The sequence below is a fragment of the Ruegeria sp. G2 genome, from assembly GCF_056533505.1.
In genome coordinates this window covers 205,591-224,689 of the sequence record NZ_JBQFON010000008.1, presented here as the reverse complement: position 1 = coordinate 224,689, position 19,099 = coordinate 205,591, and the positions used below count along the sequence as shown (strand labels likewise).

The window sequence follows — 19,099 nt, the reverse complement described above, 5'->3', positions numbered from 1 at the left end:
GCCCCGAGATGGTGCCGGGTGACTGGATCAAGGAAGGCGCGACCGTAATCGACGTGGGCATCAACCGGATCGAACGTGACGGCAAGAACAAGCTGGTCGGTGATGTGGACTATGCCAGCGCGGCCGAACGCGCAGGTGCAATCACTCCGGTACCCGGTGGCGTAGGCCCGATGACGATCGCCTGCCTGCTGGCCAATACACTGACCGCCGCGTGCCGGGCGAATGGCCTGCCAGAACCCGAAGGCCTGACAGCATAATACCCGACACAAAGACCTATTTGGGTATGATCTGATTAGCCGGAGAGCCTGCGCGCTCTCCGGTTTTTTGTTCTCCAGGAATTATTAGTAGGTATGGGGATTTGTTAACTTGACCCCGCGTTAACCCGTGATAAGCCTTCTAATCCAAGTGGTTGTGAGGTTAGACTACCTTCCGTTTTATGTTTTTGGTGCAGGCTAAGAAGGTGTGTTGCTTGGTATGAAGTCCAAACTAAGTCCGATCATCTCGTTTTGCAGTCTTCAACGTGTAGTGGCCGGCCTAGTTTTTGTTCCATTGCTTGCCTATTCGTTCGCACCATTTCGAGACATGACACTTTCATATTCACAGCGGTTGTTGTTCTGGACTGGTGTAATGCTACTGGCACTGGTTGCAACATGGGCTGCGGGGCAACTTGTGCGCACAAAACTGAGTTTATCGGGATCGTTGTTCCGGGATTTTGCTTTTGCTGCGCTGATCCTGTTGTTGTTTGCCCCATCTTTGTGGTTTCTGACGTGGATTCTGTTCTCATTGAATGGACGGATGGCTCCAGACCTGTTGAAGGTCGTCCCTTATGGGCTTCTGTTTGCAACGGGGCTATTACTTGTTCGTCAATGGGGCGATCCAGATGAAGCAGTGGAAGAACCTCGACCACGGCTCTGCCATCGATTGCCATCTGGTTTCGAGGGGGAGATCTACCGGCTGACCGTGCGTGATCACAGCGTTGATGTCGTGACCTCAGAAGGGATATTTACCATCCGCTCGCGATTTACAGATGCGATAGCTGAGATGGAGCCGGTTCCTGGGCATTGCACACATCGATCACATTGGGTGGTGGATTCCACAATTGTTGGGGTAAAGAAAGAGGCGGGGAAAACCTACCTGCGTTTGAGGAACGGCGACCAAGTACCTGTTAGCCGGAAATACAAGCAGCATCTTGTGGATGACGGGCTGTTATAAGGGTCATCGCGGCATTGGAATTTTCTGGGGCTGATTCCCAGTCAAGATTGCCCGGGCATCGGAGCCCATGATCCTTGTCAGTGTTTGGTCTGTGCTGCGCAACCCGCCGGTATAGGTCCCATAGGCGGGCAGGATTAGTCGGGCATGATCCAAAAGGAACGCAGGCCGAGAGATCGAGCGCCCCCGAATATTCAAACTTGCCTTGGGATGATAGTGGCCGGAAATCTCAGCCATTGCATCTGGTTGGGCTATATGGCGAAAAGTGAGGCCGCTGCAAATCCATTCGGATAGATGCGTACCACCAATTTCAACCGGACCGGGGTCATGATTGCCTTCGATCCAGATCCAGTTCCGACCTGCTTGCAACGTCGTAATCCGAAGCCTGTCCTCAGCTGTCAATGCGGTTGACGCGTCCAAGTCATCAAAGCTGTCTCCCAGACAAATTACTGACGTGGCCTTTGTATATGACAAGTCACCTTCCAGCCGTGTCAAAGTCTCGCGTGTATCGTAAGGGGGGAGCGAAGAACCGCCCCTTCGGGCGATGCGTTCCGACTTGCCCAGATGCAGATCAGATACGCAAAGCAGGCGTTGATCGGGCCACCAAAGCGCCCCGGAACCTAGTGCGCGCAGTTGGTGACCCGCAAAGGAAAACTCGACGTTGTTCATGGTCCGTTCTTTGCTTGTTTCGACGGACGGCGCAAGAGGTTTCACGGTGATTGCATCCCTGCAGCTTGCAGCAAGCGGGCACTCTCTTCGGCCAGAAGGCGTTCTTCTGCCTCACCTTTGACTGGCACTTTTCCCATTTCCAAAAAGAGCGGCGCAGCCAATGGAGAAACGCGATCCAGCCGCAGAAGATCGATGCGGTCATTGATCCGCGCGACCATCGCTTCGATCCGCCCGAAATCAACCAATCCGCGCATGGCTTCTTCGCGGGTGATCTGCATCAAAAGATGGTCGGGGTCGTATTTCAGCAGAGTGTCATACAAGATGTCTGACGAAAACGTCGCTTGCCGTCCGCTTTTGCGCTGCCCTCCGGCATTGCGTTCGATCAGACCTGCGATTGTGGCCGAGGCGCGGAACGTGCGCTTCATCACGGCATTGCTTGACAACCACGTTTCCAGCCCTTCGCGCAGCGCATCAATCTGAAACAATGGGCGTGGATCGGTTACCGCATCCAGGCCCCAGATCAAGGTGGCATAGTCGGTAGCGACAAAGCCCAGTGGGGCAAGGCCGGTCTCTTCCATACGTTTGGTTAGTAACAAGCCTAGGGTCTGCTGCGCATTTCGGCCTGCAAAGCCATAGACACAGATATGTTCACGCCCATTGTCGGGGAAGCTTTCGATCAATAGTCGATCGCGCTGCGGTAGGCGCGAGACCTCGCGTTGCAACGCCAGCCAATCGGCGGTGTGGGCGGGCAAGTGTGGCCAGTCAGATTGCGCGAACATACGCAGAATGCGATCGCTAAGCTGAGTGGAGGTGGCGAATTTTGTGCCAGAGAAGGTCGCTATCTTGGGTTTTTTGTCGGCACGGCGGCTGACCTCAACCACCATTTCACGCAGCCCTTCGTAACGGACGATCTGGCCGCCGATCAGAAATGTGTCACCGGGGGTGAGCGAGGCAGCAAACCCTTCTTCCACCTCGCCAAGTGGCTTGCCACCGCGATTTCGTTTCAACCGTACCTTCAGCGTGTCAGTGTCCTGAATTGTGCCTAGATTCATCCGGATACGCTGCGCTGCTCGTGGATCACGCAATTGCCAGCGCCCATCTGATCGCTGCTGCAACCGCTGCCAGCGGTCATAGGCGCGTAGGGCGTACCCGCCGGTGGCGCAGAAATCCAGACAGGAATCAAATTCGGGTCTGCTGAGGCCGGCATAGGGCCCCGCCGAGGTCAGCGCGGTGTAGAGCACATCGGTCTCGAACGGTCCCGCTGCAGCGGCGATCAGGATATGCTGGCAGAGCACATCCCGAGGGCCCGCACCACGAGGATCACCATCGAGGTCATGTTCTTGCACGGCCTGCAGAGCAGCCACACATTCGACCACTTCAAACCGGTTGGCAGGGACCAGCAACGCCTTCGAGGGGGCATAATAACGATGGTTTGCCCGTCCGATCCGCTGCACCAGCCGTTTGACGTTCTTTGGCGCGCCAATTTGGATCACCAGATCCACATCCCCCCAATCGATTCCCAGATCGAGGCTGCCCGTGCAGACGATGGCCCGCAGATCACCGCGTACCATTGCGGCCTCAACCCTTTCGCGTTGCTGCCGGTCCAGACTGCCGTGATGGATACCGATTGGCAGACTTTCATCATTTGCCAGCCAGAGATTATGAAAGAATATTTCGGCCTGAGCGCGCGTGTTGTGGAAGATCAGTGTGGTTCTATGCTGCCGAACCTGCTCCAGCACCGCCGGAATGGCATAGGCGGCGCCTCCACCAGACCAGGGGGGCATTTCTTTGGTTTCAAGCATCGCGATATCGGGATCTGGGCCGGGATCGGCCTGAATTATTCTGCAAGGATCAGGATGCCGGGCCAGAAACTGCGCGATGCCTTCTGGGTCTTCCACAGTCGCAGACAGGCCGACACGGCGCAAATCGGGGCAGAGCGCTTGCAACTGTGCCAGTGCAAGCATCAATTGATCGCCCCGTTTGCTTTCCGCCAAAGCATGAATCTCATCAACGATGATGCGCTGGACTCCTGCAAACATACGGGGCGCGTCTTCGTAGGAGGTGAGTAACGCCAAGCTTTCTGGTGTGGTCAGTAGGATATGTGGAGGATCTACACGCTGGCGTTTCTTTTGCGTGGCCGACGTATCGCCAGTGCGGTCTTCGATCCGTATAGGCAAGCCGATCTCTTCCACCGGGGCACGCAGATTGCGGCGGATATCAGCGGCCAGCGCCTTGAGTGGTGAGACATAGATCGTATGCAGCCCATCATGCGCGCCGTCGGCCAGTTCGGACAGGGACGGCATGAACCCGGCCATCGTCTTGCCCCCGCCTGTCGGGGCAATCAACAGCGTCGCCGGCTCCTGTGCCTGGTCGAACATGTCTTGTTGATGCGGGTGGATCGACCAGCCTTTGGCGGCGAACCAATCGCTAATCCGGGCGGGAATCTGCGTCATGGCCGCAGATTAACCGCCCGGGTTCAGAAGGACAGGGGGTTAGTGAACGATCTTTTCTTCCTTGACGAACATGTTCGCCCAGGCACGGTCGATCAAGTCGGGGCTCATCTGATAGGGGATGCCTTCGAATTCGCAGATCGAGATCATCTGGTCGATCAGGAAGATCGGTTGATAATTCGCGTAGATGTTCTGGATCGTCGGGTATTTGACCTTCAGCAAATGTACCAGAGCGGCTTCGTCCAGGGGCATCCCGCGCTTGCGGGCGACCATGGCGAAGATCTTGAGGAAGTTCTCTTGGTTCGGACCATCAATTTTGATCTTGAAGAATATCCGGCGCAGAGCCGCTTGGTCAAAGATTTCATTCGGATGGAAGTTGGTTGAAAAGATGACCAGAGTATCGAAGGGCACTTCGAACTTCTCACCTGATTGCAGGCCGAGGATATCCTTGCTTTCTTCCAGCGGAACGATCCAGCGGTTGATCAGGGCCTGAGGGGGTTCGGCCTGACGCCCAAGGTCGTCCACGATGAAAATGCCTCCGGTCGATTTCAACTGCAGCGGTGCCTGATAAGTCCGGGCAGTGGGGTTGTAAACGAGGTCCAACATGCTCAGCGACAGTTCACCGCCTGTTACCACGGTCGGGCGCTCGCATTGCACATAACGCGTATCGAACCGTTTCCGGCGGCGCAAACTGTTGGGATCGTCCTCTTCCTGTTCAATCGCGGTGTGAACAATCGGATCGTATACGGTGATCACCTGTCCCGAATATTCGATGGCGCGCGGGACATAGACATTGTCACCCAGCGCGTCCCGAATTCCGTTCGAGATTGAGGACTTACCATTGCCCGGAGGGCCATACATCAGGATCGACCGGCCAGCGCTAACCGCGGGGCCCAAGTGGTCCAGCAGGCTGTCGGGTAGAACCAGATGACCCATAGCACCAGTCAATTGATCACGGGTGACCTGAATGTTGCGGATCGACTGACGCTTGACCTGTTCGCGATAGACGTCCAGTGGCACCGGCATCGCGCCGAAATACTCCGATTGGCTAAGCGCGTCCAATGCACGGGCCTTTCCTGCATCGGTTAACTGATACCCCATCTCGTTGCCCGAGTTGGCGTTCAGTGTGCCTGTCGCCTCCATCAGTTTCTGTTCCCGTGCGATATCGATCAGTTCCTGCGTCACCGAGCCGGGCAGGCATACCGCCGCGGCAACCTCGCTTACCGTATCCACGTTCTTGCGAAAGATCGTTTTCAGCAGAATGTCACGCATCATCACCAGCGGAAGCTGCATTTCAGCCAACCCCTTAGGGGCAGGGGGGGCCATAACGGAGGACGTCTGCATGTTCATAAGCGGGACTCGTCTGTCAATTATCACACCAAAGGCCCCATGCAGGGCCGTTTAGGGAAAATTTGACGCGTCTTTGTGGCAGGACCAAGGCGCGGGCAAGGCGCGGTCATGATTGTTCACGAACCGTGGATTATGCCCAAAATCAGGTAAGCCACGAGGCTACCTGCAAGCGTCAGACCCATTGGAAACTGTTTACCGCGATCCCAACTGTCCCAATGCGGAGCTATCTGGCGCAGTCGGGTGTGTTTCGCTAACCGGTGGGAACAAAAAGCCCCTAGCAGCGTGGCAGACAGAATTATGAATACCCACATGAAATCACTGGCCCAGACAAAAGCAGCGGCGGCAGCGCAGAATTTGGCGTCACCAGCTCCCATAATTCCAGCAGCGTTCAATACGATGCCGACGATCAGAACAACGACTATGTGAAGCAGCTGCCAGGCGTATAAAGGCAGCTTGACAGTGACCGGACCAAAAGTGCCGGGTAGCCATTCGCCCGACCATGGCGGCAAAACGAAAAGGCCGACAACGAGAAAAACCACCAACAGTGCCATGACCGCATGGTTCTTGATCCGCATCTCACGCATATCGGTGAAGGCAACGTAGAAACAGATCGGCAGGACAAATGGTAAGAACCACGCTGCCGCTGCCGCTGGTATGTGCATGGATCAGGCGTCCTCGAGTGCCCGAAGCGAACGAACGGCTTCGTCATAATGCTGGGGATGCGTGGCGATTGCCTCGCGATACAGGTTCTTGGCGAGGTTTACATCGCCTTGTTTAACTGCCGAAATAGCCATCGTATTCAGCAACATCGCCCGTTCGGTCTGAGACATCGGGACAACCGGAACGCTGTAATTGCCTTGTGCACTGCGCGCCAGAACCAGATTGTTCTTCGCGGTAAATAGCGCGTTGTCCTGTTGAATGGCTTCGGTGAACAGACGTTCAGCTTCGGCATATTGCCCGCGTGCCATTTTGGAGTAGCCCCAGTTATTCATGACACCCGCCGGTCGCGTAGTCAGGCCAACGGCGGTTTCATAATAATGGTCTGAGCGTTTCCAGTCTTTTCTGGAGTCTGCCACCAGCGCCTCAAGCCGATAGCGCTTGAACGTCTCATAGGTGGGCGGGATTTTGTCGAGTGTTGCCTTTGCACCGTCCCAATTTCCGCTTCGCACTTGCGCATCTGCATATTCAACCCGGTCGGCGTTGTTTGCACCTTTCATCCCGAGCACACGTTTCCATGCCGCTGATGCCTCGGTGTTGCGCTTGGCGCGGGTCAGGGTAATCGCAAGACCACGCTGAAGATCGATCCGGTCCGGGTTCTTGGCGGCCGCACCCTGAAAATAAGTGACGGCTTCATTTGGATCAGCTGCATTCAGCATCACGTCATTCAGGTTGGTCTCGTCAATAACGTTTACTTCCTGAAATGTACGTTCGACTTTTTCCTCTTCGGTTTCTTTTGCGCAAGCGGTCAAAACCAGCCCGCACGCAAGCATCGTTGGAATCAAAAAGGGATGGCGCATTTTTGCGTCCTTTACTGCTCTGCCTCTATTGCCGGGTTTTTGCGCAGAACGAATTGCCCGTCGCCGCGCTGCTCCAGCTCAAATTCTTGTTCTTGTGGGGTATTATTAGCAGGATTTTCTATTTTTGCGAGTGCTAACCGCAAATTGTCACGGATTGCGTCACTTTCGCCATTGTCTAACGCAAAAGCACGGCGGAAAACCTGTACTGCTTCGGCGTATTCGCCCGTCTCCATCAGGAATACACCAAGATTATTCCAGGCGACCGGCCAATCGGGATCATCCTCCACTGCTCGGCGTAGCAGGGGTTCGGCTTGTCCGATCCGGCGTAAGCCCAGATTGGCGGTGCCGAGCGAAGTCAGGATCTCGGGAGTCATTCCCTCTGTCAGCGCCGCCCGGGTGAAGGATTCCATCGCAAGCTCGTACTCGCCTGCCGCCATCAGGCGATTGCCGATAGCGATTTCATCCACAGCCGGGCCATCGGGGTCAATCCCAGGCGCAAATGGATCATCCGGAGAACGCGTATCAGTGCAAGAGGCCACCATGGCAATAACCATGGCGGCCCTAAAGAGATGACGCAGGTGCAAACCGAAAGGCTTGAGAACCTTATCACGCAGAAGGTGAGCGTTATTGGCTTCCAAACTCCATGATACCTTTTGCCGAAGGGCCAACAAGAATGACCAGAAGGGGGGGGACGGTCAACATCATTGTGGCGAGTGTCATTTTGGTTGGCAACTTGTTCGCGGCTTCTTCGGCGCGCATAACGCGCTTGTCGCGCATTTCGTCGGCGTAAACCCGCAGAGCTTCCGCGATCGATGTACCAAAGGTGGCTGACTGGATCATAACAGTCACAAATGCGCTAACGTCCTGAACTCCGCAACGCCTGGCAAAATCGCGCAGGACCGTATCCTTTTCTTTACCAGCCTTCATTTCATAGGCGACGACTTCAAATTCAAGCGCAATGTCGGGATAGGAGGCTTTCATTTCCGCTGCGACCCGAACGATGGCTTGATCAAGCGATTGGCCGGCTTCGACGCAAACAAGCATCAGGTCAAGCGTGTCCGGGAAACCGTTGACGATGGCCTCCTTCCGTTCCTCTACGCGTCGTGTGATCCAGTACTTGGGTATGAAGTATCCGACCAGTCCAGGCCCCAAAACGCGAATTAGGAGTTGAGTAGAGTCAAACTCCTGATCACCTGCAAAAACCGTGACCAGTGAGATACCGATCAGAATTCCGACAATCCCCAACGCAAACTGCGAAAAGTGATAGAATCGGACGGCATCTTTTGACTGATAGCCCGCTTGGCGCAGCTTGAGCTGAACGGCCGAATATTCTTCCTCGTCCTTGGGTTCGAGGAAATTGGCAAATTTTTCAAGCTGCTCGTTGCGGCTGGCGTTTCTCAGGCGTTCTTTCTTTTCTTTCTTACTTTTCTTAGGCGCCGCGTTTGAACGTTGTAGCTTCTTAAGTGGATCCTCAGGCTGATTCAGCATCAAAGGGACGGTGATCAGGATCATAAACAAACCCAGAATACCAACGACAATCAGCGGGCCAAATTCGCCTAAATGAGTTTTCAGCAGCTCATTGATCTGGCTCAGAATTTCCATGGCGGCACCTCTAAACCTTAATATCAGTCAGGATTTTCATGACGATCAGGTTCAATGTCAGCATGATGCCAACAAAGAAACAGGCTGGAATAAACAGCGGATGATCCATCACCGAATCGTAGTAATGCGGATCCTTGACCAGAATGAACATGAGGCATGCAAGAGGGAAGCCGGACAGGAACTTTCCTGACCATTTTGCCTCAGCGGTAATCGCATTCACCCGACGGAACAAACGGAACCGGGCCCGGATCACTTTCGCAAGGCCCGCGAGAATATCAGCAAGGTTACCCCCCGACTGCTGCTGAATGGAAACCGCCACTGCTAGGAAGCGCAAATCCTGCATATCCAGCCGTTCTGCCATGTCCTTAAGCGCTTCACCCACTTCCCGGCCATAAGCAGATTCATCCGAGATGATGCCAAATTCCGTCGCAAGTGGGTCCTCAACTTCGCTGGCAACGATCTGGATCGATGAAACAAACGGGTTGCCGACCCGAAGCGATCGCACCATCAGTTCAACCGCATCCGGTAATTGTTCTTCGATCAAAGCCATGCGTTTCTTGGCCTTGTTGCTGACCCAAGTGTAGACAGCACCAATACCGATGGCACCCGAAAGCGCGATCCGCAATGTCATTTCGGTCGCCGTGGCCACGCTGAGGGCCATGAAGACCAAACCAGAAACCAGCGCCATGATCATGATCAGCTGTCTGGGCGAGAAGGCGATTGCGGCTTTTTGGGCTTTGTCTGCAAGAAGCGAATAGAGCGGGATGCTCTGCGACTTCATATGCTGCTGCATTTCCTTGCGCAGTTGTTCCAGCACCTGTTCGCGACCGACACCCTTGTCGATCATATCCAGCCTGCGATTGACACGGCTGTTCAGACTGATCGATTTTCCAAAGGCGACAAGATAGATACCTTCGACCAGGGCAAAAACCCCGACGAAAATCACGACATAGATGAGCGCCTCGACAGGCAGTTGCATATCTTGGTTCTCCTACATCGTGGTCGGGTCGTAGATCGAAGCGGGTAGATCGAAACCCCACAGGCGGAACCGCTCTGAAAAGTTGCTCCGAACGCCTGTCGCAGTGAAATGGCCGATGATTTTGTTATCAGGGGTCAAGCCAACACGTTGAAATTTAAAGAGTTCCTGTAGGGAAATCACGTCACCTTCCATCCCAGTAATCTCAGTGATGGAAGTCATGCGACGTGAACCGTCCTGTAGACGGCTGGCTTGAACAATCAGGTTCACAGCCGATGAGATCTGGCTGCGGACGGCTTTGATCGGCATTTCGATTCCAGCCATCGCGATCATGTTCTCAAGACGTGAGATACCGTCGCGGGCAGAGTTGGCGTGGATCGTGGTCATTGATCCGTCGTGGCCTGTGTTCATGGCCTGCAACATGTCGATCACCTCGGCACCACGCGTCTCGCCCACGATGATGCGGTCGGGGCGCATACGTAGGGCGTTTTTCAGACAGTCCCGCGGGCTGACCTCACCCTTGCCTTCCACGTTGGGCGGGCGGCTTTCCATCCGGCCCACATGGGTCTGTTGTAGCTGAAGTTCCGCCGTATCCTCGATGGTTAGGATGCGTTCGGCGTCGTCGATAAAGCTGGAAAGCGCGTTGAGCGTTGTCGTCTTACCGGAACCCGTACCACCCGAAACGATGATATTCAGGCGCGTTGAAACCGCGGCCTGCAAATAGGCGGCCATTTCTTCCGTGAAGGCGCCAAAATTGACAAGATCGTCAATGCCCAGCTTGTCCTTCTTGAACTTACGAATCGAAACCAGCGAGCCATCAACTGCAATCGGCGGCACCATTGCGTTGAAACGCGAGCCGTCTGCCAAACGGGCGTCAACGTAAGGGTTGGATTCATCGACACGACGGCCAACAGCAGACACGATCTTGTCGATGATCCGCATCAGGTGCTTTTCATCCTTGAAAGTGATGTCGCTGATTTCCAGTTTGCCCGCTCGCTCGACGAAAATCTGCTGAGGGCCGTTTACCAGAATATCGTTGACCGTATCGTCCTGCAGCAAGGTTTCCAGCGGCCCCAGGCCGGTGACTTCATCATAAAGTTCCTTGTTGAGCTGAGTGCGGTCCTCACGGTTCAATACAATATTGCGCGATTCCAGAACTTCGCTTGAAATTGCACTGATCTCAGCCCGTAACTCGGCCTCTGCTGCTTTCTCAAGCGCCGCAAGGTTTAGGTTTTCAAGCAGTTCACGGTGCAGTTCCAGCTTGATCTCACCCAAACGCTCTTTGCGCTTGCGCTCTTTGTCGTTGACGGTGACCTCCGCCGCCTTTTTTTGCACCGGCTTGCGTACGACATTGGTCGAGGCCGCCGCCGCGGCTGGCGTTGCGGTCTCAGCTTTTTCAGGCGCCGGGGTTTGAACCGGCTGCGCCGAAGGCTGTTTCTTATATCTTGAAAACACGGCAGCTCCCCTTTGAATTATGCGGCTTCAGCGTCGCTGCTGCCTAGGCTATGAAGCGATTGAGCAAGTTTGGCGATCTCGCGACGTAGCGGATTCTTGGCCGCCGAATTTGCCAATGGCAGGCCGTGATCACCGCTTTGCATGACTGCCTTGCCACCATCAGGTAGAAGCAAGTCGATCGAAATGCCCAGGCTTTCGCCCATACGTTTGACCCGGCCTTTTCCGTTGAGGTCGGTGAATTTCGGTGCCCTGTTCATGGCAAACCGCAACTTGTTAAAAGGCAGTTCTTCGGCCTGCAAAGCCCGTTTCAAGCGCAACGCGTTCTGAGCCGATCGCATATCGAGTTCGATCAAAGCAAAATAGACATGCGCCGCCTGCAGCACCGTTTCGGACCAGTGAACCAGTGTTTTGGGCATGTCGATCACGACGTAGTCGAAGTGGCTGCGTGCTGTATCGATCACCCGCTGGATATCCTCAGGGTTGATAATATCCAGTGGAACCATATCGGACGGAGCGGTTAGGACCTGCAGCTTGTCTTCGAATGTTTGCAGGGCTTGCCCGAAGGATTCCTCGTCCATGGAATCAGTGTCCGAGAGCATTTCGAATACGGCCTCGTGACGCGGCAGGTCCAAAAACGTAGAAACGCTGCCATATTGAAGATCCAGATCGATCAGGCACACTTTGGGTGCTTCCTTGGCTGAAACTGTAGCCAGTTCCCACGCAAGGTTTACGGCCATCGTCGTAGAGCCGACCCCGCCTGCGAGCCCCTGGACCACGAACAGCGCGCCCTCTTTCGACGCACCATTGGCCAGCGGCACTGCTGCGGCTTGTGGTGCTGTGACCGGGTCGGGCTTGTTCATCCGATCAATCGCTTCCTGAAGTTCGTTTTCGGGAAGCGGGTAGGGGACAAACTCATCAGCACCCTTACGCAAAAGTTGATGCAGGGAAGCCGGAGTCACATCTTCTGCGATCAAAACAACCTTTATGCCCTTTTCCTTGGCACGCGTGATGATTTCACCCATCATGGTCAGGTTGTCTTCGTCATCACCATCCAGTGCCAGGGCAACAAACTGAAGCGATTCTGCTTCGGGCTGGCTAAAGAACGCGAGTGCCTCGGCAAACCCCAGATCCCCCCAGCGTTCTCCTAGCGCGGCTTCCATATCTTCGATCAACAGATCGAAATTCTGGACATCACGGCTAATCGTGCAGGCCAGAATGGCGTCGTTTTCATCTTGCGGCGTCGCGCTCGTCATAAACACAATCCTCGTCGAGAGGGCTGAGCAAACCTGATGAACGCGTGAAAGGTCAGTTCTAGCTTGCTGTCGCCCGATGCGGTCAATTTTGGCCGCAGGTCACCCTATTGTTCACAATGTTGCTTGGAAGTGGGGCGAGAATTGGGCGCAAAAGAACCAATTGTAGGGAAATGGGCGACAATGCCGCCCATTTCTTAGGTATTATTATTCACCGGATTCGCCTTCACCGATTTGGATGAAGCTGACCGGGGCCGCGCTTGAGATATACTCGCGGTAGATAACGTCAGCGTATTTCCCATCCAGGATATTCTTGTGACTATCAACAAATCCTGAAACCTCGGTAACCGTCCTACGGTTACGACGATCCCGATCCGGAGTCGCCACAAGAGGGCGGGATTTCCCAAACGAAACAACAGCTTCCAGTCGTGATCGCGAGATCCCTTGCCGCGTTAGGAATGCCACCGCCGCATTGGCACGGCGTTGCCCCAGACGGTTGTTATAAGCAGTTGAACCTACAGCGTCGGTGTGACCGTAAACACGGAACCGCGCTTCGGGGAACTGTTTGATCCATGCGGCTTGCTGCAGCAGAATCTTCTGCGCTGATGCATCCAGCTGTGCGCTATCAAACGCAAAGTTGATCTGCGTCGGAACCTCTGCGGCGAATCTCTGAGCCAGGATCTGGCCATACGTCAACTCGCCATTCATGACCTGAATGTTATTCAGCGTCGCGTTTCCGAAAGTGCCCTGATCGATTTCATACCCAGCTTCGCGAGTACAGCCAGCGACAGCAACCGAAAGGCCCAGTGTCAAGATCCACTTTTCCATTGGTCCTATCCTCCTATCAATCCAGAACATAGCCATAGGAGGCGCCAAAGTCCTGCTTGGCCACTTCCGATGCAGCACCGCTTCCGGCTCGTTCAGTCCGGGCGACTTTGCCATTCACGAACAGATCGAACTCGCTGGGTGGTTTGACCCGGTCAGTTGGCAGGGCAAGCGCCTCACCACGAGTGGGCGAAACCAGATGTGCGGTAACAATAATGATCAGCTCGCTTTGTTCGCGCTGATATTGAGCGCTGCGGAAAAGAGCGCCCAGAACCGGCACATCACCCAACCACGGAACCTGACTGTTCAGATCTGTGAAGTCATCCTGGATCAAACCAGCAATCGCAAAGCTTTCACCATCATTCAACTCGATCGTCGTGCGTGTGGTACGCGTGATGAAGCTCGGGACGTTGTCGCCGTTGATCGTGAAATCGGAACTCTGATCGATTGACGATACGGATGCGCCCATTTCCAGATTGATGCGGTCGCCGTCCACAACACGAGGAACGAACAAGAGCTGAACGCCGAAGGCCCGATACTCGATCGCAACCACGCCGTCACCTTGCGGAACAGGGATCGGCACTTCGCCACCGGCCAAAAATTCAGCCTCTTGTCCGGATAGTGCCGAAAGGTTCGGTTCGGCCAAACTGCGGACTAAGCCTTTGGTTTCAAGTGCTTCCAACAGAAGGCGAACCTGCGTTGAACCTGCGCCGAACCCAAACAAGATAGCACCCGTATTGGTTTGCACGAACGGGATGTTATTCGCCAACGCGTTGTTAAGTGATGCTTGGTTGTTCAAGCTGTTGAAGCCGCCGGTCGCGTCTCCACCGCCAAAGCCCAGAGATGCCGACAGGTTCTTCGCTACCGAACGGTTCATTTCGGCGAATCGCACTTTCAGCATGACTTGCTGTACGCCACCAACATTCATCAAGTTCGATACGCGCTCAGGCGCGTAGCGCTCGGCGAGTTCAAGAGCACGTGCCAGTCTTGCACTGCTTGATACCGTACCGGATAGAACAATACCGTCATTTGCGGTCCGTACTTCGATCGGCTCATTTGGCAGAATCTGACGCAGCCGCTCTTTGAACTCAGAGACATCTGGCGAAACGCGCACACGCACGTTTGTGATCAGATTTCCACCGCCATCGAACATCGTCAGCGTGGTTATGCCGGGTGCGCGACCCAATACATATATTGTCCGGTCGGACAGAGTAGAAATGTCTGCAATGCCTGCGTTGGCAATGCTGATATCGGCAAAGGGTTGTTCACTCTCCACCACAATTGCGCGGTTAACAGGAACATCCAGCGATTCAGCTGTCCCCTTTTTCACCACGCGAAGATTTTGGGCCCACGCGGCATCGCCGATTGGGCTCACAACAAGCGACAACCCCAGCAGGGTTGCGCTGATCCAGGAACGTATTGTCATGTGACCTGCCTCTCCGATCACCACTCGATTTTTTATGGGTCTAATGCCCTATGATCTGAACCCTGCGCCAATTCCGGATTTATTGCAATAATCAATGGTTTCCGGAATTTTCCTTATGTGGGTTTCTCGCAACAACACCATGAAAAAGACCGCGCAAAATGCGCGGTCTGTGGGTCGTTAACGGTTTGAATTTTCGTTAGTTTGTACAGGGAATTGGTGTCTCGACAGTTTCGCCGCCGCGACGGGTTCGGATTGTACAAACCTTCTTTTCAACCACTACTGGTGCGGGTGCTCGTTCTTGAATTCCCAATAGTGATTGCTGGTCTACTTCAACCACTTCGGCGACTTCATCATCCTGCGCGCCCACTAGTGCCAGAGACATACGGCCAGTGTTTTGTGCCTGTGCCAAAGCCGCAATTTGTTGTGAGGTCGCCGCTACGGTTACAGTGCGGGCAATCGTGGTCCCTGTGACATCTGAACCCGCAATCTGGTCAACTGCGACCAGTTCAATATTTGTCAGAACCAGTCGGGTAATCTCGCCGCGTCCAGCATCAGTAGTACCGCGCAGCGATCCGGTCCAATAGACGTCCACTGTGTCACCAGGGCGCAAGAAGCCCGAAACGCCGGAGGCAACATCGACGCTGATTGCAAAGGCACGCATGCCCTTGGGCAACTGCGACCTCAAGCCCGCTGTTTCGCCCGGATTGGTAACTTTGACCTCCATGATGGCTTCGTCTTTTTCCATCGACCGAAGCACATATCGTTCGTTATTCTTGATATCGGGGAACAATACCGCAGCATCGATGAATGCACCCTCGGGGATTGCGGTTTCAGGCCACTGGACAACGCGAATATCTTCTTGGTTCAGTCGCTCACCATATTTGAGAGACCGGTTTGAAACCAGAACTCCGACTGTTGGCACAACGCCTGCTTTTGCATTTGCCAGTGCCTCTTCACGCAGCTTTCGTTCCTGCGCAAGTTTGGCCTGGTTTTCGGTAATATATTCGCGTGCCATATAGACAGCACCACCGGCCAAGGCGATCCCGATGATAAGAACAAGTCCAAAAACAGCTCGCATTTGTCCCTCGTCATGTTTCGTTCAAGTAAGTCTCGCGGCTAACTTTGTCGCGATGGTTCAGCGGCTACCCTAGGAGGTAATTGTGTCCAAAAATGGGACAATCCCCACATTTTTCGGAGCAGTATCAAGATCCGTCAAGGAAGCCAGTATATTGGTTTAGTCAAAACTAATTTGCTGGACCTGAATCGACGAGAGGGCTTGCCCGGTTTGCTCGTCGACACTTTGGATGCCTTCGTTCAGGAGCACGTACATCATCCCGGCAATGCCTACGATCGCGGCCGTTAGTACAACCCAATCTACCGTAACAGCGCCGTCTTCTTCGCTAATAAAAATTTTGATTGTGCTAAACATTGTACGTTACCGAGGTAAGGAACTTTTGCAAAAGGGGCCACGTCTTTTGATAAGACATGGCCCCCACATTACACACCAGAGTGTGATGCTAATTAGTTGGTGTTTGGCGTAGTAACGGTAATACCGCTCAGCGCGCTGTCGATGTTGCCCGCCAGTGTGCTGGCACCGCTACTAACCTGATTGTAAGCGATGGCTGCCAGAGCAACAACAGCTGCGGTCAGAACGACCCAGTCTACAGTTACGGCGCCGTCTTCGTCTTTGCGGAAGTTCTTGATGAACTTGATCATGTTACGTCCCTCCTAAAGGATCAAATAAGCAATTAACCTCGGCGTCTTCCAGAGCATTCTCTCTCGGTCCGCTCCCGATCGTCTCGGCATGGGTTTATGTTTGACCTTTGCGCGTGGCAGGAATTGGGCCAAACCAATATTTTTTGGATAAATGCTTAAGATTTTATTCGTATTTCTTGTAACATATTGATTATTAATGGAAATAAATTCACCTTTTTCCGCACATAGAGGATTGGGCGATGCAAAATAGCGGCAAATGAGGCGAAATTGCCCCATTTCGCTTTGTTTTTCTGGCGTTGCAGGCCGTTATAGGGTTCAAAATGCTTCAAAAGATAAGAAATCGAGGCAGGCAAATGTATTTCCGGGACGCAATCTTTTGCGCAGGTGCAGTCGCATTCCTATTGACGGGTGCAATTTCGGTATCCGCGACTGAGATCGAGCCGCGCGGGGTTTATAAGCGTATCAAAGCCCCCAAACCTGGCACGCGTCCGCGTGTGACCATTCAAATTACCCCAGAACAACACGCGGCGTCGCCTTCGGCACCCAGCACTGGGGCAAAGCTGGATGTGCCCGAAGTTGCGACCCCTGCACCCGTTCCGCCGTCGAATCCTCCGAAGATCGCAGGAACGACCGAGCCGGTAGGGACCTATGAGGCTTTCTGGAGCCGAATCTCACCCGAACTGCAACAGGCAAGCGCAGGAAGGCTCGCAGAAGCTGTTCAGGCATTGTCTGCGACCGACGTCGCGGCCCCGCGCCTTCAAACGCTTCAGGATATCGCAGACGCGCGCGGCGTGGACATCCTGCGCTCGACTGTGGGCACAAATGTCTCGCCTGCGCTTGTGCTGGCGGTAATCTCGGTGGAATCGGCCGGGAAAACACAAGCCGTTAGTTCCGCCGGCGCTCAGGGGTTGATGCAACTCATGCCAGCCACAGCCGAACGCTTCGGTGTCGAAGACAGCCTCAAGCCGGAACAGAACATAGAAGGTGGGGTCAAATACCTTCACTGGCTGATGGAGGAATTCGATAACGACCCGATCCTCGTTCTCGCGGGTTATAATGCAGGCGAGGGGGCCGTGCATAAACACAGCGGAGTGCCACCTTATGCTGAAACCAGAGATTACGTGCCCAAGGTCCTTGCCGCGTTTCAGGTCGCAAGCGCGCTGTGCACGTCAGCACCGCAGTTCGTATCGGACCCCTGCGTCTTTCAGGCAGCCAATTAAAAAAAGGCCCGCGTCATTGCGGGCCTTTCGCTTTTTGGAGGAGCGAGTCAGTCGACGATCGTTGCTTGGGTCGCCGCCCTCATATCCGCATCGCTGACACCATCGGCAAGTTCAACGATCTTCAGGCCACCTTCGACCACATCAAGGACACCCAGATTGGTGATGATCCGATCCACAACGCCCTGGCCGGTTAATGGCAAAGTACATTCCTTTAGCACTTTAGAATCACCATGCTTGTTGGTGTGGTCCATCACAACGATAACGCGGCCTACACCGGCCACCAGATCCATCGCTCCGCCCATGCCTTTGACCAGCTTGCCGGGAATCATCCAGTTGGCCAGATCGCCTTTCTCGTCGACTTCCATCGCACCCAGGATCGCAGCGGCAATTTTGCCACCTCGGATCATCGCGAACGAAGTCGCGCTATCGAAGTATGAGGTGCGGGACAGTTCGGTGATCGTCTGCTTGCCTGCGTTTATCAGGTCGGCGTCTTCCTCGCCCTCAAACGGGAAGGGGCCCATACCCAGCATACCGTTTTCGGACTGCAGGGTGATGTCCTTGTCGCCCACATAGTTCGCCACCAGCGTCGGAATACCGATGCCGAGGTTCACATACATGCCGTCTTCCAGCTCTTCTGCCGCGCGTGCGGCCATCTGATTGCGGTCCCAGGGCATTATGCGTCCTCCTTCTTGCGGGTGGTGCGCTGTTCGATGCGCTTTTCGTGGCTGCCTTGGATGATACGGTGCACATAGATGCCGGGCAGGTGGATGCTGTCAGGGTCTAGCGAGCCGCGCGGAACGATTTCTTCAACCTCAGCCACACAAATCTTACCGCATGTTGCGGCGGGCACGTTGAAGTTGCGGGCGGTCTTGCGGAACACCAGATTTCCGGTGTCATCTGCTTTCCACGCCTTTACGATCGCGAGGTCGGCGAAGATGCCTTCCTCCATGATATAGGTCTCACCGTTGAAGTCTTTGTGCTCTTTGCCATCCGCGATCACCGTTCCCACGCCTGTTTTGGTGTAGAACCCGGGGATGCCCGCACCACCGGCGCGCATCCGTTCGGCCAACGTGCCCTGTGGGTTGAATTCAAGCTCTAGCTCACCGCTCAAATACTGTCGCATGAACTCCGCGTTTTCACCGACATATGAGCTGATCATTTTCTTGACCTGCTTGGTTTGCAGCAGGATGCCGATGCCGAAATCATCAACGCCTGCGTTGTTCGAAGCAAAGGTCAGGTCCTTCGCGCCCGACGCTTTGATCGCCTCAAGCAGCATCTCTGGGATACCGCACAGACCAAAGCCGCCCGCCGCGATCAACATGCCATCCGAGATCACCCCATCGAGCGCCTCTTCGGCATTGGTATAGATTTTCTTCATGGAAAACTCCCCCAATGACATGGTGTTGGGCCGAGTTGTGCCGCCACGTCACGGGG

At 54.5% G+C, this 19,099-nt stretch carries 19 protein-coding genes and 1 pseudogene; 3 read left to right on the top strand and 17 right to left on the bottom strand.

Going from position 1 to position 19,099, the window contains the following annotated elements:
- Both ACR0DU_RS15945 and ACR0DU_RS15940 read left to right on the top strand, forming a co-directional pair.
- A pseudogene (locus ACR0DU_RS15945) lies at positions 1-257 on the top strand (bifunctional methylenetetrahydrofolate dehydrogenase/methenyltetrahydrofolate cyclohydrolase); the annotation flags it as partial.
- A 325-nt stretch (positions 258-582) separates the two neighbouring features.
- Positions 583-1,212: a LytTR family DNA-binding domain-containing protein gene (locus tag ACR0DU_RS15940; protein ID WP_480875879.1), complete on the top strand. Its 630-nt coding sequence runs from the start codon at positions 583-585 to the stop codon at positions 1,210-1,212.
- 3 nt (positions 1,213-1,215) lie between these two features.
- Here the strand turns inward: ACR0DU_RS15940 and pdeM are convergent, their stop codons facing one another.
- The 15 genes from pdeM to ACR0DU_RS15865 all read right to left on the bottom strand — a co-directional run bounded on the left by pdeM (position 1,216) and on the right by ACR0DU_RS15865 (position 16,445).
- On the bottom strand, positions 1,216-1,878 hold the full coding sequence (gene pdeM / locus ACR0DU_RS15935; RefSeq protein WP_480875877.1) for a ligase-associated DNA damage response endonuclease PdeM: 663 nt from the start codon (positions 1,876-1,878) through the stop codon (positions 1,216-1,218).
- A gap of 41 nt (positions 1,879-1,919) precedes the next feature.
- A complete protein-coding gene (locus tag ACR0DU_RS15930) occupies positions 1,920-4,331 on the bottom strand; it encodes a ligase-associated DNA damage response DEXH box helicase (protein ID WP_480875875.1) in 2,412 nt (803 codons plus the stop codon).
- A 39-nt stretch (positions 4,332-4,370) separates the two neighbouring features.
- A complete protein-coding gene (locus tag ACR0DU_RS15925; protein ID WP_010441649.1) occupies positions 4,371-5,678 on the bottom strand; it encodes an ATP-binding protein in 1,308 nt (435 codons plus the stop codon).
- A 116-nt stretch (positions 5,679-5,794) separates the two neighbouring features.
- Positions 5,795-6,340 carry a prepilin peptidase gene (locus ACR0DU_RS15920; protein ID WP_170473313.1) on the bottom strand — a complete coding sequence of 182 codons (546 nt, stop codon included), beginning with the start codon at positions 6,338-6,340 and terminating at the stop codon, positions 5,795-5,797.
- A 3-nt stretch (positions 6,341-6,343) separates the two neighbouring features.
- Entirely contained in the window at positions 6,344-7,195 is an 852-nt protein-coding gene (locus ACR0DU_RS15915; protein WP_170473309.1) for a tetratricopeptide repeat protein, read from the bottom strand.
- Between the two features lie 11 nt (positions 7,196-7,206).
- Complete coding sequence (locus tag ACR0DU_RS15910; protein WP_480875871.1) at positions 7,207-7,749, bottom strand: tetratricopeptide repeat protein; 543 nt, start codon at positions 7,747-7,749, stop codon at positions 7,207-7,209.
- 70 nt (positions 7,750-7,819) lie between these two features.
- The gene (locus ACR0DU_RS15905) at positions 7,820-8,797 is read right to left on the bottom strand and encodes a type II secretion system F family protein (RefSeq protein ID WP_480610513.1); all 978 of its coding nucleotides are present in this window, start codon (positions 8,795-8,797) and stop codon (positions 7,820-7,822) included.
- A 10-nt stretch (positions 8,798-8,807) separates the two neighbouring features.
- Positions 8,808-9,776 carry a type II secretion system F family protein gene (locus tag ACR0DU_RS15900; RefSeq protein WP_480875869.1) on the bottom strand — a complete coding sequence of 323 codons (969 nt, stop codon included), beginning with the start codon at positions 9,774-9,776 and terminating at the stop codon, positions 8,808-8,810.
- Positions 9,777-9,788: 12 nt separating this feature from the next.
- Positions 9,789-11,228, bottom strand: coding sequence for a TadA family conjugal transfer-associated ATPase (locus tag ACR0DU_RS15895; RefSeq protein ID WP_480875867.1), 1,440 nt, complete (start codon positions 11,226-11,228; stop codon positions 9,789-9,791).
- Positions 11,229-11,245: 17 nt separating this feature from the next.
- A complete protein-coding gene (locus ACR0DU_RS15890; RefSeq protein WP_170541618.1) occupies positions 11,246-12,481 on the bottom strand; it encodes an AAA family ATPase in 1,236 nt (411 codons plus the stop codon).
- Positions 12,482-12,685: 204 nt separating this feature from the next.
- Positions 12,686-13,306 (bottom strand): OmpA family protein, encoded by a 621-nt coding sequence (locus tag ACR0DU_RS15885; RefSeq protein ID WP_170473293.1) that lies wholly within the window; start codon positions 13,304-13,306, stop codon positions 12,686-12,688.
- A 16-nt stretch (positions 13,307-13,322) separates the two neighbouring features.
- Positions 13,323-14,729 (bottom strand): type II and III secretion system protein family protein, encoded by a 1,407-nt coding sequence (locus tag ACR0DU_RS15880; protein WP_480875865.1) that lies wholly within the window; start codon positions 14,727-14,729, stop codon positions 13,323-13,325.
- Between the two features lie 196 nt (positions 14,730-14,925).
- A complete protein-coding gene (gene cpaB / locus ACR0DU_RS15875) occupies positions 14,926-15,807 on the bottom strand; it encodes a Flp pilus assembly protein CpaB (protein WP_010441659.1) in 882 nt (293 codons plus the stop codon).
- A gap of 156 nt (positions 15,808-15,963) precedes the next feature.
- Entirely contained in the window at positions 15,964-16,158 is a 195-nt protein-coding gene (locus ACR0DU_RS15870; protein WP_170541609.1) for a hypothetical protein, read from the bottom strand.
- 92 nt (positions 16,159-16,250) lie between these two features.
- Positions 16,251-16,445, bottom strand: coding sequence for a hypothetical protein (locus tag ACR0DU_RS15865; protein WP_010441661.1), 195 nt, complete (start codon positions 16,443-16,445; stop codon positions 16,251-16,253).
- A 353-nt stretch (positions 16,446-16,798) separates the two neighbouring features.
- On the opposite strand from ACR0DU_RS15865, the gene ACR0DU_RS15860 reads away from it, so the two are divergent.
- The gene (locus ACR0DU_RS15860; protein WP_480875862.1) at positions 16,799-17,665 is read left to right on the top strand and encodes a lytic transglycosylase domain-containing protein; all 867 of its coding nucleotides are present in this window, start codon (positions 16,799-16,801) and stop codon (positions 17,663-17,665) included.
- 47 nt (positions 17,666-17,712) lie between these two features.
- On the opposite strand, the gene ACR0DU_RS15855 is transcribed toward ACR0DU_RS15860, so the two are convergent.
- Entirely contained in the window at positions 17,713-18,339 is a 627-nt protein-coding gene (locus ACR0DU_RS15855) for a 3-oxoacid CoA-transferase subunit B (protein WP_010441664.1), read from the bottom strand.
- Complete coding sequence (locus ACR0DU_RS15850; protein WP_480875859.1) at positions 18,339-19,043, bottom strand: CoA transferase subunit A; 705 nt, start codon at positions 19,041-19,043, stop codon at positions 18,339-18,341. Before ACR0DU_RS15850 ends, ACR0DU_RS15855 begins: the two co-directional genes overlap by 1 nt.
- Between the last annotated feature and the right edge of the window lie 56 nt (positions 19,044-19,099).